The sequence below is a fragment of the Streptomyces sp. 1114.5 genome, from assembly GCF_003635085.1.
Classification (GTDB): Bacteria; Actinomycetota; Actinomycetes; order Streptomycetales; family Streptomycetaceae; genus Kitasatospora.
The window spans coordinates 3,072,084-3,086,890 of record NZ_RBXE01000001.1 but is presented as its reverse complement, the minus strand read 5'-3'; the positions used below and the strand labels follow the sequence as shown (position 1 = coordinate 3,086,890).

The following is a 14,807-nucleotide window of genomic DNA, read 5'->3' as shown; positions in this document are numbered from 1 at the left end:
CCCCACCCCCCTTTTCCGGTACTTCCCGTACGCAAGTACTTCCGTACGCAAGACTTGATAGGAGTCGCTGAAACCATGGCGGTCTCAGTAACACTGCCCGCACTGGGCGAGAGCGTTTCCGAGGGCACTGTCACCCGTTGGCTGAAGGCCGAGGGTGAGCGTGTCGAGGTCGACGAGCCGCTGCTCGAAGTCTCGACCGACAAGGTCGACACCGAGATCCCGGCCCCGGCTTCCGGCATCCTCTCCTCGATCAAGGTCGGCGAGGACGAGACCGTCGAGGTCGGCGCCGAGCTGGCGATCATCGACGACGGCTCCGGCGCCCCGGCTGCCGCCCCGGCCGCCGAGGCTGCCGCTCCGGCCGCCGCTGCTCCGGCTCCGGTCGCCGAGGCCCCGGCTGCCGCTCCGGCCGCCCCCGCCGCCCCGGCTGCCGCTCCGGCTGCTCCGGCCGGCGACGCCACCCCGGTGCTGCTGCCCGCCCTGGGCGAGTCCGTCACCGAGGGCACCGTCACCCGCTGGCTGAAGGCCGAGGGCGAGACGGTCGAGGTCGACGAGCCGCTGCTTGAGGTCTCCACCGACAAGGTCGACACCGAGATCCCGTCGCCGGTCGCCGGCACCCTGGTGAAGATCCTGGTCGGCGAGGACGAGACCGCCGAGGTCGGCGCCCAGCTCGCGCTGATCGGCGCCGCGGGTGCGGTCGCCGCCGCTCCGGCCCCGGCCGCTGCTCCGGCTGCTCCGGCTCCGGCTGCCCCGGCTCCGGCTGCCGCTCCGGCTCCGGCCGCCCCGGCTCCGGCCGCCCCGGCCCCGGTCGCCGCTCCGGCTCCCGTTGCCGCCCCGGCTCCCGTTGCCGCCCCGGCTCCGGTCGCGGCTCCGGCCCCGGTCGCCGCCCCCGCTCCGGTCGCCCCGGCTGTCCCGGCTGCCCCGGCTGCCGACAACGGTGACGCCTACGTCACCCCGCTGGTGCGCAAGCTCGCCGCCGAGCACGGCGTCGCGCTGTCCTCCATCGCTGGCACCGGCGTCGGCGGTCGCATCCGCAAGCAGGACGTCATCGCCGCCGCGGAGGCCGCCAAGGCCGCTCCGGCCCCGGCCGCCGCTGCCGCCCCGGCTGCCGCGCCGAAGGCCGCCGCCGCGCCGTCCGCCCTGCGCGGCCAGACGGTCAAGATGACCCGCATGCGCAAGGTCATCGGCGACAACATGATGAAGGCCCTGCACGAGCAGGCCCAGCTGACCAGCGTGGTCGAGGTGGACGTCACCAAGATCATGTCGCTGCGCGGCAAGGCCAAGGACTCCTTCCTGGCCCGCGAGGGCGTCAAGCTGTCCCCGATGCCGTTCTTCGTCAAGGCCGCCGCCCAGGCGCTGAAGGCCCACGCGGTCATCAACGCCCGGATCAACGAGGCCGAGGGCACCATCACCTACTTCGACACCGAGAACATCGGTATCGCGGTGGACTCCGAGAAGGGTCTGATGACCCCGGTCATCAAGGGTGCGGGCGACCTCAACATCGCCGGCATCTCGAAGAAGACCGCCGAGCTGGCCGGCAAGGTCCGCGACAGCAAGATCACCCCGGACGAGCTGTCCGGCGCCACCTTCACCATCAGCAACACCGGCTCGCGCGGTGCGCTGTTCGACACCGTGATCGTGCCGCCGAACCAGGCCGCCATCCTGGGCATCGGCGCCACCGTCAAGCGCCCGGTGGTCATCGAGGCCGACGGCGGCACCGCCATCGGCATCCGTGACATGACCTACCTGTCGCTCTCCTACGACCACCGCCTGGTGGACGGCGCCGACGCCGCCCGCTACCTGGTCGCGGTCAAGGAGATCCTGGAGGCCGGCGAGTTCGAGGTCGAGCTCGGCCTCTGACCCCTCCACGGTCCCCGCGGAACCCCGCGTCGTCCCCGGACGGCGCGGGGTTCCGCCGTTCCCGGCGCCACGCCGCGCCGGGGCGGGGGCAGGGCATGCGCGGACGCGGACGAACGGGGATGCTGGAGCGGTGATGGACGAGACGGACTTCTGGCAGATCATCGACGACACCCGGGACGCCGCCGACGGCGACCCCGACGAGCAGGCCGACCGGTTGGTGGATCGGCTCGTCCAACTGACCCCGGACGACGTGATCGACTTCGCCCGGCTGTTCGAGGCCCGGTTCCAGCGCGCCTACCGCTCCGACCTGTGGGGCGCGGCCTACCTGCTGCTGGACGGCGCCTCCGAGGACACCTTCGACTACTTCCGCTGCTGGCTGATCGCCCAGGGCCGGGAGGTCTTCGAGGGCGGGCTGGCCGAGCCCGACGACCTGGCGGACCTGCTGCCCGAGTTCGACGAGGAGGAGGACGGCGAGGCCGAGGACATCGGCTACGCCGCCGACGAGGCGTACGAGCGGCTGACCGGGCTGCCGCTGCCCGAGGTGGGCGGGCGACAGGCCGGACGGCCGTCCGGGGCGTCGCTGGACTTCGACGACCCGGACGTGATGGCGAAGCGCTTCCCCAAGCTCTGGGAGCGGTACGGGGACTGAGCGGGCGCGCGTGAGCAGGTGGCCGGGCCCGCGGCGGCCGGCCGGCGGTTCCCGGGCGGAACTGCCGGCCGGTGGTTCTCAGGCGGAACTGCCGGACGAGCCGTCCTGCTTGACGCCCTTGAGGATCTGGTCCAGCACCGAGGAGTCCGGGGCGGCCGGGTCGTCGTCCACGCCGCCCTGGAAGACCACGTAGCCGCCGCCCTTGGCCGGGACGGCGGCCAGCAGGACGTAGCCCTGGGTGCCGTCCGAGGTGCGCACGTGCCAGCGGGTCGCGTAGCCGAGCACGCCGGCGACGGTGACGTAACCGGAGCCGTAGTCGGTGTGCGAGGTGATTCCGGTGAAGATCTGCCCGGCGTAGGTGGGCATCGCGGCGTCGGCGGCCGCCTTGGGGGTGGTGCCCTGGATGGTGTCCTTCTCGATCGAGAACTGGCCGCGGATGCAGGAGTTGCCGTCCGGGCAGGTGTACTGGCCGCTGCCGAGGAAGACCGTCGAGTGCGAGGGGTTGGGCGCCGCGTCCCAGCCGTCGAAGACCGGGACGGTGATCGCGTGCTGGGGGTCCGGGACGGTGGTCTTGAGGGCCGGCACGGGCTTGGGCACCGGAACCGTGGGGCTGGTGGTCGGCCGGGTCGGGGTCGGCGTGGGGCTGCTGCTCTGGGTGACGGTGACCGTGGGGTTCGGCGTCAGGTCCGCCTCGGGGTCGCCGCCGCCGTAGAGCGCGATCCCGGCGACGATCCCGCCCACGGCGAGCACGCCGACCGCGATGCCGACGATCATGCCGGTCCGGCTCTTCGCCGGGCCCTGCGGCGGGTAGCCCGGGCCCGGGTAGCCGTAGCCGGCGCCCTGGGCCGGGTAGCCGGCCTGCCCCTGGTACGGGTTCTGGCCCTGGTAGGCGTCCTGGGCGGGGTAGCCGTAGCCGGCCGCCGGGACGGCGTCCTGACCCGGGTAGCCGTAGGACGGGGCCGGGGCGGTGCCCGGGTACCCGTAGCCGGGCTTCTGCTCGGAGGACTGCCAGGTCGTCTGGGTCGGGGCGTCGGCGAGCGGGCCCGCGACGCCGCCCTGGAGCGGCCGGACCTCGCTGGTCCAGGCGTTGCCGTCCCACCAGCGCTCGTGACCGGGGGTGCCGTCCGCACCCGGAACCGGGTACCACCCGGGAGGCGTCGAGTTGCTCACGGCCGTACGGTACCCGGCGCGGCAGTGGTCCAGACAGGGCGGGTGTGTCACGACTCTGCACCGCCCCGGACACCGTTCGGGAGGCCGTCGGACGGGGTCCGGGGGGCGGTCGGACGGGCCGGGTCGGGGAGGGGTCAGTCGGCCAGGCGGCGGGCCATCCAGACGTCGTCCACGTAGGAGCCGTCGATCAGGAACTCCTCGGCCAGCGAGCCCTCGACGGCGAAGCCGCAGCTCTCGTAGAGGCGGCGGGCCGGGGTGTTCCAGCCGAGCACCCGCAGGCTCAGTTTGCGGGCGCCCTCGGCCCGGGCGGCGGCGCAGGCCGCCTCGACCAGGCGGCGGCCGATGCCCCGGCCGCGGACCGTGCCGTCGACGCCCAGGCCCTGGATCTGGCGGACGTGACGGTTGCTCGCCAGCGGGGTGGCCGGGACCTGGCGGACGTAGCCGACGATCCGTCCGTCCAGGATCGCGAGCAGGAACTGCTCCGGGGTGTGGCGCTCGTCGAAGACCGCGTCATCGGCGGGCGGTTCCGGGGAGACGTCGGAGAGCGTGGACCAGGCGGCGCGGTTGAGGACGGCGAGCTCGCGCTCGTCCTCGGGCTGCGCCGGACGGATGATCAGATCGTCATCGGGCATGCGGGCCATGGTAAGGCGTGCCTGACGGCCATTCGGGCCGCTGGGGACGGCCAGGAGCGTTCGGCCTGCGAGGATGGGCGCATGCGCATCGCTGTCACAGGCTCCACGGGATTGATCGGTTCGGCGCTCGTCCGCTCCCTGCTGGCGGACGGCCATGAGGTGGTCCGGCTGGTCCGGCACCGGTCCAGGACGGGCCCGCAGCCCGACGGCAGTACGGCGATCGGCTGGAACCCGCTGCTCGGCGAGGTCGAACGGGACGGGCTGACCGGCGTCCAGGCCGTGGTGCACCTGGCCGGCGCCGGGGTCGGCGACCACCGCTGGACGGACGCCTACAAGCGGGAGATCCGGGAGAGCCGGGTCTACGGCACCGAGACCCTGGCGGTCGCCCTGGCCGCGCTCAAGGAGCCGCCGCAGGTGCTCGTCAGCGCCTCCGCGGTCGGCTGGTACGGGCAGACCGGCGACCGGGTGATCGACGAGGACTCCCCCGCCGGTGACGACTTCCTCGCCGAGGTCTGCCTGGAGTGGGAGGCCGCCGCCAGGCCCGCCGAACGGGCCGGGATCCGGGTCGTCCACCCGCGCACCGGCATGGTGCTGTCCACCGCCGGCGGGGCGGGCGGGCGGCTGTTCCCGCTGTTCCGGCTGGGCCTGGGCGGGCGGCTCGGCAGCGGGCGGCAGTACTGGAGCTTCATCTCGCTGCACGACGAGGTGGCCGCGCTCCGCTTCCTGATCGACCACGAGGACCTGTCCGGCGCCTTCAACCTGACGGCGCCGAACCCGGTGACCAACGCCGAACTGACCACGGCGATCGGACGGGCGCTGAAGCGGCCGACGCCGTTCCCGGTGCCGGAGCCGGTGCTCAAGGCAGTGCTGGGCGAGCTGGCGGTCGAGGTGGTCGGCAGCCACCGGGTGGTGCCGCGGCGGCTGCTGGACGCGGGCTTCCGCTTCACGCACCCGGACGTGTACTCGGCGGTGCTCGCGGCGCTGTGACGTACGCGCGCCGGGCCTGGGCGGGCGGCGCTGTGACGTACGCGCGCCGGGCCTCGTGCGTACCTCCGGCTACGGCATCCGCCCTGGCCAGGGGCATATGCCGGGCGGGGGCCGGACGGAATCGGGCGGGGGTCGGACGGGGCTCCGGGAGGGGGCGCACGGGAGCACATGGCGGGCGCGTCGCACGCCCCCGGTGACCGTGCGCGCCCGTCGACCCCCGAACCCGGCCGCCGCGGCGCACTGTCCGTGACCGCGCCCCCGTCCGGCGCCGCACAACCCTGCCCGGCCCCCGGATCCGGTCCGATGTGCTTGTCTGATGCTCACACTGACTGGGCATCACCTTCCTCGGACCGTGTCCCGGCACCCCGCTGCCTGCGTCGGCCGGAGCCCCGGGACCAGGGAGGGAGCACCCCAGTGCCCACGTACGACTTCACCCGCCGCGCCCGTCGGCCGTCCGACCCGGACGTCGTCGTGGTCGGCGCCGGACTCGCCGGTCTGGCCGCAGCCCGGGCGCTCACCGGCCACGGCCTCACCGTTCAGGTCCTGGAGACCACCGAGCGGATCGGCGGCCGGATGGCCACCCGCGAGCTGGACGGATTCCGGCTGGACGACGGCAGCCACCTGCTGAACACCGCCTTCCCCGAGCTGCGCCGCACGCTCGACCTCGACCGCCTCGACCTGCGCCCGCTCGCGCCCGGCGTACTCGTGCACAGCGGCGGCCGCCGGTACCGCGCCGGGGACCCGCAGCTCACCGCCGCCCGGCAGGCCGCCACTCGGGCCCCGCTCGGCAGCCCGCTGGACAAGGCCCGCCTCGGCAGCTGGCTCGGCCGGCTCGCCACCACCCCGGTCAGCCGGCTGCAGGCCCGGCCGGAGACCACCGCCGCCCGCGCGCTGGCCGGCCACGGACTCGCCCCGCGCACCGTCGACGGCTTCCTGCGCCCGCTGCTCAGCGCCCTGCTCGGCGATCCGGCGCTCGGCACCAGCAGCCGGGTCGCCGACCTGGTGCTGCGCTCCTACGCCCGCGGGCGGCTCTGTCTGCCCGCCGGCGGGATCGCGGCCGTGCCGGCCCAGTTGGCCGCCGCCCTGCCCGCCGGCACCCTCCGCACCGGTGTCCAGGTCACCTCGATCGCCGCGGACGGCGTGGAGACCCTCACCCACGGGCGGATCGGCGCCCAGGCCGTCATCGTCGCCACCGACGCCCGCTCCGCCGCCGACCTGCTGCCCGGGCTCCGGCTGCCCGACTTCCACCCCGTCACGACCTTCTACCACGCGGCCGACCGCTCCCCGCTGGGCGAGGCCGTCCTGCTGCTCGACGGCGAACGGCCGGACGGGCACCCGCCGTTGGTCTCGCACTCGCTGGTGCTCAGCGAACTGCACCCGTCCTACGCCCCGGCCGGCCAGGCGCTGATCGCCACCACCGTCCTCGGGCGGCGCGCCTTCGACGCGGGCGGCCCCGCCGGGCTGGAACCGGCCGTCCGGGCCCGGCTCACCGAGCTGTACGGCGCCTCGACGGGGGACTGGCAGTTCCTCACCGTGCGGCACGTCCCGGACGCGCTGCCCGCGATGCCGCCGCCGCACAACACCCGGCGCCCGGTGCGGCTGCTGGCCGGGCTGTACGTCGCCGGGGACCACCGGGACACCAGCACCGTGCAGGGCGCGCTGGTCTCCGGACGGCGGGCGGCGCGGGCGGTGCTGCGCGACCTCGGTGTCCCGGCCGACGCGCGGGAGGCGGAGGCGGCGGCCTGAGGGCGGCGTCGCGTCGCGTCGGGCGGGGGGGACGTCGAGGATCCGGGCCGAGAGCTGGTGGCCCTCGGCCCCGCACGCCGGGACCCGGGGGACAGGCCCTGGGTCAGGCTCTCAGATCACCCCCGCCTGGCGGGCCGTCTCCTCGAAAGCGCGGGCCACCGGGCTGCCACGGTAGGGGGTGAGGCGGCGGTGGAAGTCCCGGACGTACTCCAGCGAGCGGGCCGAGCGCATCTCCCCCGCCGCACGCAGCGCGTCGGTGGCCATGGTGCAGGCCTCGTCCAGGTCACCCATGCCGAGCCGGGCGGTGGCCAGCACCAGCCGGCAGAAGATCCGGCTGCGCGCGTAGGCGGGCGAGCGCAGCCGCAGCGACTTCTCGGCGTGCTGCGCGGAGGTGCGCCACTGCTGGAGGTCGCGGTAGCAGTGGGCGAACTCGTCGGAGAGCTGGGCCTCGTCGAAGTACCGTGCCCAGGAGGGGAGTTCGTCGCCACTGCGGGCTGCCGCCAGGGCCCGCTCGGCGCGCACCAGGGCGGTGGTGCAGGACCGGACGTCGCCCAGCAGCCCGTGCCCGCGCGCCTCGGCGGCGTGCATCAGCGCCTGGACCACCGGCGGCACGGCGGTGCCCACTCCCTGCTGGGCGACCCTGGCGAGCTGCACCGCCTCCCGGCCGTGGCCCAGGTGGACGGCCTGCTGGCTCATCGTCACCAGCACGTAGCCGCCCAGTGCACGGTCCCCCGCGGCCTGGGACAGCCGCAGCGCCTGGACGAAGTAGCGCTGGGCCAGGCCGTGTGCGGCGATGTCGAAGGACGTCCAGCCGGCCAGCCTGGTCAGGTCGGCGACCGCGCCGAACAGGGCCCGGCCGATCTGCTCACCGTAGCGGCCGCGCAGCATCGGCTCGGCCTCGCTCTCCAGGTAGCGGACCAGTGCCTGGCGGGCGTGGCCGCCGCCGTAGGCGTGGTCGAGCGCGCGGAAGAGGTCGCCGACGGCGCGGATGGCGGCGATGTCGCCGCGGCCGACCCGCAGGACCGGACGGGACTCGCGGGCCGGGTCGGTGTACGGCGGTTCGACGGCGACCGGCGGGCGGCGGCTCTGGGTGGGCACCCGGCCGATGGTGGGGGCGGTGCCGGTCGTCCCGGCCGTGCTGCGTGCGGTGGGCGCGGCGGGCGGGTTGGGGGCACCGGGGGCGCCGACGGCCTGGCCGCGCGCCGGGCCCGTGGCGGACGCGCCGGGCGCGCCGGGCCCGTTCTGCGCGGGGGCGCCGGTGGCGGACGTGGCGGCGGCGGACGGTGGGCCCGTGGCGGCGTCCGGGCGGACCAGGGTGGAGCCGTCCCGGGCGACCCGCTCGTCGGTGCGGCCGATCAGCCAGTCCCGGCTGGGGACGACCAGGCCGGCCGGGGTGAAGGCGATCCGGCGCAGCTCGGACTGCGGGCCGTTGTCCTTGCGCCACATGCTCGCCACGATGTCCACCGCCTCCTGCGGGGTCTCGGCGAACTCCAGGCCGGCGTAGACCGGGGCGCAGGCGTCCAGACCGAGGTCCTGGGCGGTGAGGCGGCGGCCGAGGCGGCGGGTGAAGACCTCGGCGATCAGGGCGGGGGTGGCGCCGCGGGGCTGCTGGCCGCGCAGCCAGCGAGTCACCGAGGTCTTGTCGTAGCGCAGGTCGAGGCCGTGCTCCAGGCCGAGCTGGTCGACCCGGCGGGCCAGGCCGGCGTGCGAGAAGCCGGCTTCCTCGATCAGTGCGGCGAGCTGGCCGTTCTGCGGGCCCGGACCCGCGTGGCCGGTGCCCCGCGGGGCGGCGGGGGCGGCGGAGGTCTCGTGCCGGTCGGGTGTGGCCTGCGCGGGCAGCCGCAGTTCGTCGGCGGTCGGGGCGTCGGCGGTCAGCGTGTCGCCGGTCAAGGCGTTGGGGGCCAGGGCGTCGGGGGCGTCCGGAAGGGTCCGGCCGACCGGCCCTCGGTGCTGGCCGAGCGGGTCGAGCGGTCCGTACGCCGGGCTGTCGGTTGCAGGCCGTTGGGGCATGTCTGTCAACACCTCTCGGACGTCGCACCGGGCTCTACCAGCACTTCGGCTGCCTGGGGCGGCGCCCCCTGTCGGGAATCGGCGTGAATGTAGCGAGCATTCGGGCGCTATGGGTGGATCTGACCGAGCAATCCTCCGAACGGGTGAAGCAACCGCGCCCATTGTGGGGAAGCGGGGTCACCATGGGTTTGGCCTTCCGCGGTCGAACCGTCGATCGACCTTCGTAGTGGTTGCCGCCACAGCTCCCGGGGACGCTGTGGCGGCCCGCCACATGGGAGCCGGGGCGGCGGATTCCTACCGTTCTCGGCCATGGACACCACTTCAGCCCGCCCGCTCGACGGCCGCACGGCCCTGGTCACCGGGGCCGCCTCGGGCATCGGCCGGGCCTGCGCCGAGGCCCTCGCCGCGGCCGGCGCCCGGGTCTACGTCGTCGACCTCTCGGCCGGCCCGGCCGAGGAGCTCGCGCAGCGGATCGGCGGCCGCGCCATCGTCACCGATCTCTCCGACCCCGCGGCCGTGGACGCCCTCCCGGACGACGCCGACATCGTGGTCAACAACGCCGGGCTCCAACACGTCGCGCCGGTGCACGAGTTCCCGCCCGACCGCTTCACGCTCCTCCAACGCGTCATGGTGGAGGCCCCGTTCCGCATCCTGCGCCGGACCCTGCCGCACATGTACGAGCAGGAGTGGGGCCGGATCGTCAACGTCTCCTCCGTCCACGGGCTGCGCGCCAGCGCCTTCAAGTCCGCGTACGTCACCGCGAAGCACGCCCTGGAAGGCCTGAGCAAGACCGTGGCCCTGGAGGGCGCACCGTACGGCGTCACCAGCAACTGCATCAACCCGGGGTACGTGCGGACCCCGCTGGTGGAGAAGCAGATCGCCGCCCAGGCGCTCGCCCACGGCATCCGCGAGGACGAGGTGGTGGAGCGGATCATGCTCGACCGCACCGCCGTGAAGCGCCTCATCGAACCCGAGGAGGTCGCCCAACTCGCCGTCTGGCTCTGCTCCCCCGCCGCGTCCTACATCACCGGCACCAGCCTCCCCGTCGACGGCGGCTGGACGGCGCACTGACCGGCGCACTGGCCGACCCACTGACCGGCGCGGGGCAGTGGCTCCTGCCACCACGCCTGTGCCGACCGCTGTGTGATCCGCCCACATGGGCCTCCGCACGGCGGATTCCTACCTTGTGGCGACGTCGTCTCCCCGACGTCTCCTCCTCGTCTTCTCCCTCCTCCCCCGGCCCTGGAAGTGGTGGCACATGAACGCCCCTGCAAGCGCTGCGGCTACGCGCAGTTCACTCCCGAGAGTGGTGGCTGCCAGCCTGATCGGCACGACCATCGAGTGGTACGACTACTTCCTGTACGGAACGGCCGCGGCCCTGGTGTTCGGGAAGCTGTTCTTCCCGCACAGCGATCCGCTGACCGGAACGCTGCTGTCGTTCCTCACCTACGCCATCGGTTTCGCGGCGCGGCCGCTCGGGGCGTTGGTGTTCGGTCACTTCGGGGACCGGGTGGGGCGCAAGCGGCTGCTGGTGGTGAGCCTGCTGCTGATGGGCGGCTCGACCACGGCGATCGGGCTGCTGCCGACGTACGACTCGATCGGGGTCGCGGCGCCGGTGCTGCTGACGGCGCTGCGGCTGGTGCAGGGGTTCGCGCTCGGCGGTGAGTGGGGCGGCGCCGTCCTGCTGGTGTCGGAGCACGGGGACCAGCGGCGGCGGGGGTTCTGGGCGTCCTGGCCACAGGGCGGGGCGCCGGCCGGGAACCTGCTGGCGGCGGGCGTGCTGTCGCTGATGACCACGCTCCAGTCGGACGCGGACTTCCTGACCTGGGGGTGGCGGGTGCCGTTCCTGCTGTCGGCGGTACTGGTGGGGGTCGGGATGTGGATCCGGCTCGCGGTGGAGGAGTCGCCGCTGTTCCGGCAGGCGATCGCGAACAAGGCGAACCAGCCGGAGGCCGAACAGGCCCCACTGGTCGGGGTGTTGAAGCACCACTGGCGGGAGGTGCTGGTGGCCATGGGGGCGCGGATGGCGGAGAACATCTCCTACTACGTGATGACGACCTTCGTGCTCACCTACGCCGTCAGCCACGCGCACTTCGGCAAGCAGAGCGCGCTCAACGCCGTACTGATCGCCTCCGCCATCCAGTTCGCGCTGATCCCGCTGTTCGGCGCGCTCTCCGACCGGGTCGGACGCAAGCCGGTGTACCTGGTGGGCGCGGCCGGGGTCGGGGTCTGGGCGTTCGTGTTCTTCGGGCTGGTGGACACCCGCTCGTTCCCTCAGCTGGTCCTCGCGGTGACCGTCGGACTGGTCTTCCACAGCGCGATGTACGCACCCCAAGCCGCCTTCTTCTCCGAGCTGTTCGCGACCCGGCTGCGCTACTCGGGCGCCTCCATCGGCGCCCAGTTCGCCTCGGTGGCGGCCGGCGCCCCGGCCCCGCTGATCGCCACCGCGCTCCTCAAGGACTACGGCAGCTCCACCCCGATCTCGGTGTACGTCGCCCTCGCCGCCGTGGTCACCGTGCTGGCCGTGCTGTGCGGACGGGAGACCAGGGGGCGGGACCTGACCCGGATCGAGGAGCAGCCGGCCGACGGCGCCCCGGTCGGAAAGCCCGCGGTGGCCTGAGCGTTGAGCCGATAGCATCGCGAGTTCTCGCACCTCGCGAGTACCCGCACCCGTCGGAACCGACGCCGATTGGCGGCCCGCACCATGAACCACCCCGACGAGAGCGCCGCGCCCGCACTGCGGCGGCTGCTCGACCTGCTCGCCTCGGGCGCCGCCACCGAGGACTTCGCCGACGTGCTGGCCGACGCCCGCCACCGCGGGGCGCCGGCCGCCGTCCTCGCCGAGATCGACGACGCCACCTGGCAGGCCCTGCGGGTTCACCGGACCCTGCGCCAACACCGGCGCCGGGAAGCCGAGTTGACCGCCCTGTTCGACACCGCCGGGGACCTCGCCGCCTCCCGGGAGCTGGACACCGTACTCCAGGCGATCGTCCGCCGGGCCCGGATGCTGCTCGGCACCGACACCGCGTACCTGACCCTGCCGGACGAGGCCGCGGGCGACACCTACATGCGGGTCACCGACGGCTCGGTCTCCGTGCTGTTCCAGAACCTGCGGCTCAGCCTCGGCGACGGCCTGGGCGGGCTGGTCGCACAGACCGCCCGCCCGTACGCCACCCCCGACTACCGCACCGACGAACGCTTCCACCACACCGGCACGATCGACGCGGGCGTGCTGGACGAGGGCCTGGTGGCGATCATCGGGGTGCCGCTGCTGCTCGGCGGGCAGGTCATCGGCGTCCTGTTCGCCGCCGACCGCTCGGCGCGCGCCTTCTCCCCCGACGAGGTCGCCCTGCTCTGCACCCTGGCCGCGCACGCCGCGATCGCCCTGGACACCGCCAAGTCCCTGGCCGACACCCGGGCCGCGCTCGCCGAGCTGAACGCCGCCAACGAACTCGTCCGCGCCCACTCCGCCGCCGTCCAACGCGCCGAGCAGGCGCACGACCGGCTCACCGACCTGGTGCTGCGCGGCGCCGAGGTACCGGACGTCGCCGCCGCCGTCGCGGCGCTGCTCGGCGGGGAGATAGCGGTCCTGGACGCCGAGGGCGAACCGCTGGCCGGACGGTCCGTACCCGCCGCCGAACTGGCCGGGGCCGTCGCCGCCTCCCGCGCCGAGGGCCGGTCCGTACGGCACGGCGAGCAGTGGGTCTGCGCGGTGCTCGCCGGGCACGACACGCTCGGCACCATGGTGCTGCGCGGACGGCCCGACCTCGACGACGCCGACCGGCGGCTGTTCGAGCGGGCCAGCGTGGTCACCGCGCTGCTCCTGCTGCTGCGCCGCTCGGTGGCCGAGACCGAGAACCGGGTCCGCGGCGAGCTGGTCACCGACCTGCTGACCGCTCCCGAGCGCGACCCGGCCGGGCTCACCGCCCGCGGCCGGCGGCTCGGCGTCGACCTCGCCCGGCCGCACCTGGTGCTGGTCGCCGAGCCTGCGACTGCGGCTACGACTGCGGCTACGGCTGCGGCTACGGCTACGGCTACGGCTACGGCTACGGCCGGCGACGTGACCGGCACCGCGACCGCCGGGGGAGCCGGTCGCGGTGCCGGTGCCGTCGCCGACCGGGGGCGGCTGGCGGGCGCGGCCCGGCGGTACCTGTTCGGCTCCCGGGGCGTCAGCGCCGAACACGGCGAGGCGGTCGTCCTGCTGGTACCCGTCGAGACCGGCGGCGCCCAGCACCCCGAGAACCCCGGAGACCCCGAGGAGGCCGCCCGGCAGGCCGCCGAACGGCTGGCCCGGCTGGCCGGCTTCCCCGTCACCGTCGGCGCCGGCCGCCCGGCCGCCGGCCCGCCCGCGCTGGCCGCCTCGTACGCCGAGGGCCTGCGCTGCGTACGCGCCCTGCGGGTGCTCGGCCGCGCCGGCGAGGGCGCCTCGGCCCGCGCCCTCGGCTTCCTCGGGGTGCTGCTCGGCGACGGCCACGACGTGGACGGCTTCGTCGGCGCCGCCCTCGGCCCGCTGCTGGAGTACGACGCCCGGCGCGGCACCGAGCTGGTCCGCACCCTGCGGGCCTACTTCGACTGCGGCGGCAGCCTCACCCGGGCCAAGGACGAGCTGCACGTCCACGTGAACACGGTGGTCCAGCGGTTGGACCGGGTGGAGGCGCTGCTCGGGCGGGACTGGAACCACCCGGAGCGGTCGCTGGAGCTCCAGCTCGCGCTGCGGCTGCAGTTGCTCGCCGGGGACTGACGCCCGCGAGGGTCCGGTTCGCCGGGGGCCGAGCGGGACGGCCGAGCGGGACGGCTGACGGGGACGAACCGGGCTGGGCGTACAGTGGCGAGGTTGGTCTCGAACGCCTGGCAAGGAGCGGCAGCGGTGAGCGAGAACGTGCGTTTCGTTTCGATGGGCATAGGTGAGCGCACCGTGCCCTACCAGGAGGCGTGGGAGGAGCAGCAGCGGCTGCACGCGCTGCGGGTCGCGGACGAGATCCCCGACACGGTCCTGCTGCTGGAGCACCAGTCCGTCTACACGATGGGCAAGCGCACCAACCCCGCCGACCTGCCGCTGGACGGCACCCCGGTGGTCGAGGTCAACCGGGGCGGCGAGATCACCTGGCACGGCCCCGGTCAGCTGGTCGGCTACCCGATCGTCAAGCTGCCCGATCCGATCGACGTCATCGCCTACGTCCGCCGGCTGGAGGAGGCGCTGATCCGCGCCGCCGCCGAGTTCGGCGTCGGGACCACCCGGGTCGAGGGCCGCAGCGGGGTCTGGGTGCTGGGCCAGTCCATCCCGGACGCCGTGGTCGACCCGGCCCAGGTCGTCGACCTCGGCAAGCTGACCCTGCGGATGGGTCTGCCGCTCGGCATCGACCCGCGGCTGGCCGGCCCCGAGTACGCGCCCTCCAACGCAGGTCAGCGCGGCGACGACCGCAAGCTCGCCGCGATCGGCGTGCGGGTCGCCCGCGGGGTGACCATGCACGGCTTCGCGCTCAACTGCGACCCCGACATGACCTGGTTCGACAAGATCGTGCCGTGCGGCATCCGGGACGCGGGCGTGGCCTCGCTCTCCGGCGAGCTGGCGCGCGGGCTCTCCGTCGCCGAGGCGGCACCGGTGGTCGAGCGGCACCTGGCGGAGGTCTTCGCCGAGCTGCCCGAGCCGGCGCTCGCCCGCTGAAGCCCTCTGAAGCCCTCGGCATGAGGCCGCAGCGCTGGGAATCTACTGACCGGTAGCCGTGTTGCCCTGCGATTGCAGGGCGGCAGGCCCG

Annotated in this window: 11 protein-coding genes; 8 read left to right on the top strand and 3 right to left on the bottom strand. The window is 74.6% G+C overall.

Going from position 1 to position 14,807, the window contains the following annotated elements; all coding sequences use genetic code 11:
• The first annotated feature begins 75 nt into the window (after window positions 1–75).
• Together sucB and BX285_RS13620 are read left to right on the top strand one after the other, a co-directional pair.
• On the top strand, window positions 76–1,857 hold the full coding sequence (gene sucB / locus BX285_RS13625; RefSeq protein ID WP_121175281.1) for a 2-oxoglutarate dehydrogenase, E2 component, dihydrolipoamide succinyltransferase: 1,782 nt from the start codon (window positions 76–78) through the stop codon (window positions 1,855–1,857).
• A 133-nt stretch (window positions 1,858–1,990) separates the two neighbouring features.
• Window positions 1,991–2,506, top strand: coding sequence for a DUF4240 domain-containing protein (locus tag BX285_RS13620; RefSeq protein ID WP_097238206.1), 516 nt, complete (start codon window positions 1,991–1,993; stop codon window positions 2,504–2,506).
• A gap of 78 nt (window positions 2,507–2,584) precedes the next feature.
• On the opposite strand, the gene BX285_RS37885 is transcribed toward BX285_RS13620, so the two are convergent.
• Together BX285_RS37885 and BX285_RS13610 are read right to left on the bottom strand one after the other, a co-directional pair.
• Window positions 2,585–3,676 (bottom strand): DUF2510 domain-containing protein, encoded by a 1,092-nt coding sequence (locus BX285_RS37885; protein WP_121175280.1) that lies wholly within the window; start codon window positions 3,674–3,676, stop codon window positions 2,585–2,587.
• Between the two features lie 134 nt (window positions 3,677–3,810).
• On the bottom strand, window positions 3,811–4,308 hold the full coding sequence (locus BX285_RS13610; protein WP_097238205.1) for a GNAT family N-acetyltransferase: 498 nt from the start codon (window positions 4,306–4,308) through the stop codon (window positions 3,811–3,813).
• An 81-nt stretch (window positions 4,309–4,389) separates the two neighbouring features.
• Between BX285_RS13610 and BX285_RS13605 the strand changes: the two genes are divergently transcribed.
• Entirely contained in the window at window positions 4,390–5,295 is a 906-nt protein-coding gene (locus BX285_RS13605; protein ID WP_097238204.1) for a TIGR01777 family oxidoreductase, read from the top strand.
• A 414-nt stretch (window positions 5,296–5,709) separates the two neighbouring features.
• On the top strand, window positions 5,710–7,041 hold the full coding sequence (locus BX285_RS13600) for an FAD-dependent oxidoreductase (protein WP_259470525.1): 1,332 nt from the start codon (window positions 5,710–5,712) through the stop codon (window positions 7,039–7,041).
• A 111-nt stretch (window positions 7,042–7,152) separates the two neighbouring features.
• On the opposite strand, the gene BX285_RS13595 is transcribed toward BX285_RS13600, so the two are convergent.
• On the bottom strand, window positions 7,153–9,051 hold the full coding sequence (locus BX285_RS13595; protein ID WP_259470524.1) for a regulator: 1,899 nt from the start codon (window positions 9,049–9,051) through the stop codon (window positions 7,153–7,155).
• A 309-nt stretch (window positions 9,052–9,360) separates the two neighbouring features.
• On the opposite strand from BX285_RS13595, the gene BX285_RS13590 reads away from it, so the two are divergent.
• The 4 genes from BX285_RS13590 (at window position 9,361) to lipB (ending at window position 14,716) form a co-directional block, all read left to right on the top strand.
• Window positions 9,361–10,122 carry a 3-hydroxybutyrate dehydrogenase gene (locus BX285_RS13590; RefSeq protein WP_121175278.1) on the top strand — a complete coding sequence of 254 codons (762 nt, stop codon included), beginning with the start codon at window positions 9,361–9,363 and terminating at the stop codon, window positions 10,120–10,122.
• Between the two features lie 187 nt (window positions 10,123–10,309).
• Window positions 10,310–11,671, top strand: coding sequence for an MFS transporter (locus tag BX285_RS13585; protein WP_121175277.1), 1,362 nt, complete (start codon window positions 10,310–10,312; stop codon window positions 11,669–11,671).
• A gap of 84 nt (window positions 11,672–11,755) precedes the next feature.
• Window positions 11,756–13,792, top strand: a complete 2,037-nt coding sequence (locus tag BX285_RS13580) for a GAF domain-containing protein (protein WP_121177486.1) — start codon at window positions 11,756–11,758, stop codon at window positions 13,790–13,792.
• A 153-nt stretch (window positions 13,793–13,945) separates the two neighbouring features.
• Window positions 13,946–14,716, top strand: a complete 771-nt coding sequence (lipB, locus tag BX285_RS13575; RefSeq protein WP_097240288.1) for a lipoyl(octanoyl) transferase LipB — start codon at window positions 13,946–13,948, stop codon at window positions 14,714–14,716.
• Window positions 14,717–14,807 lie beyond the last annotated feature (91 nt).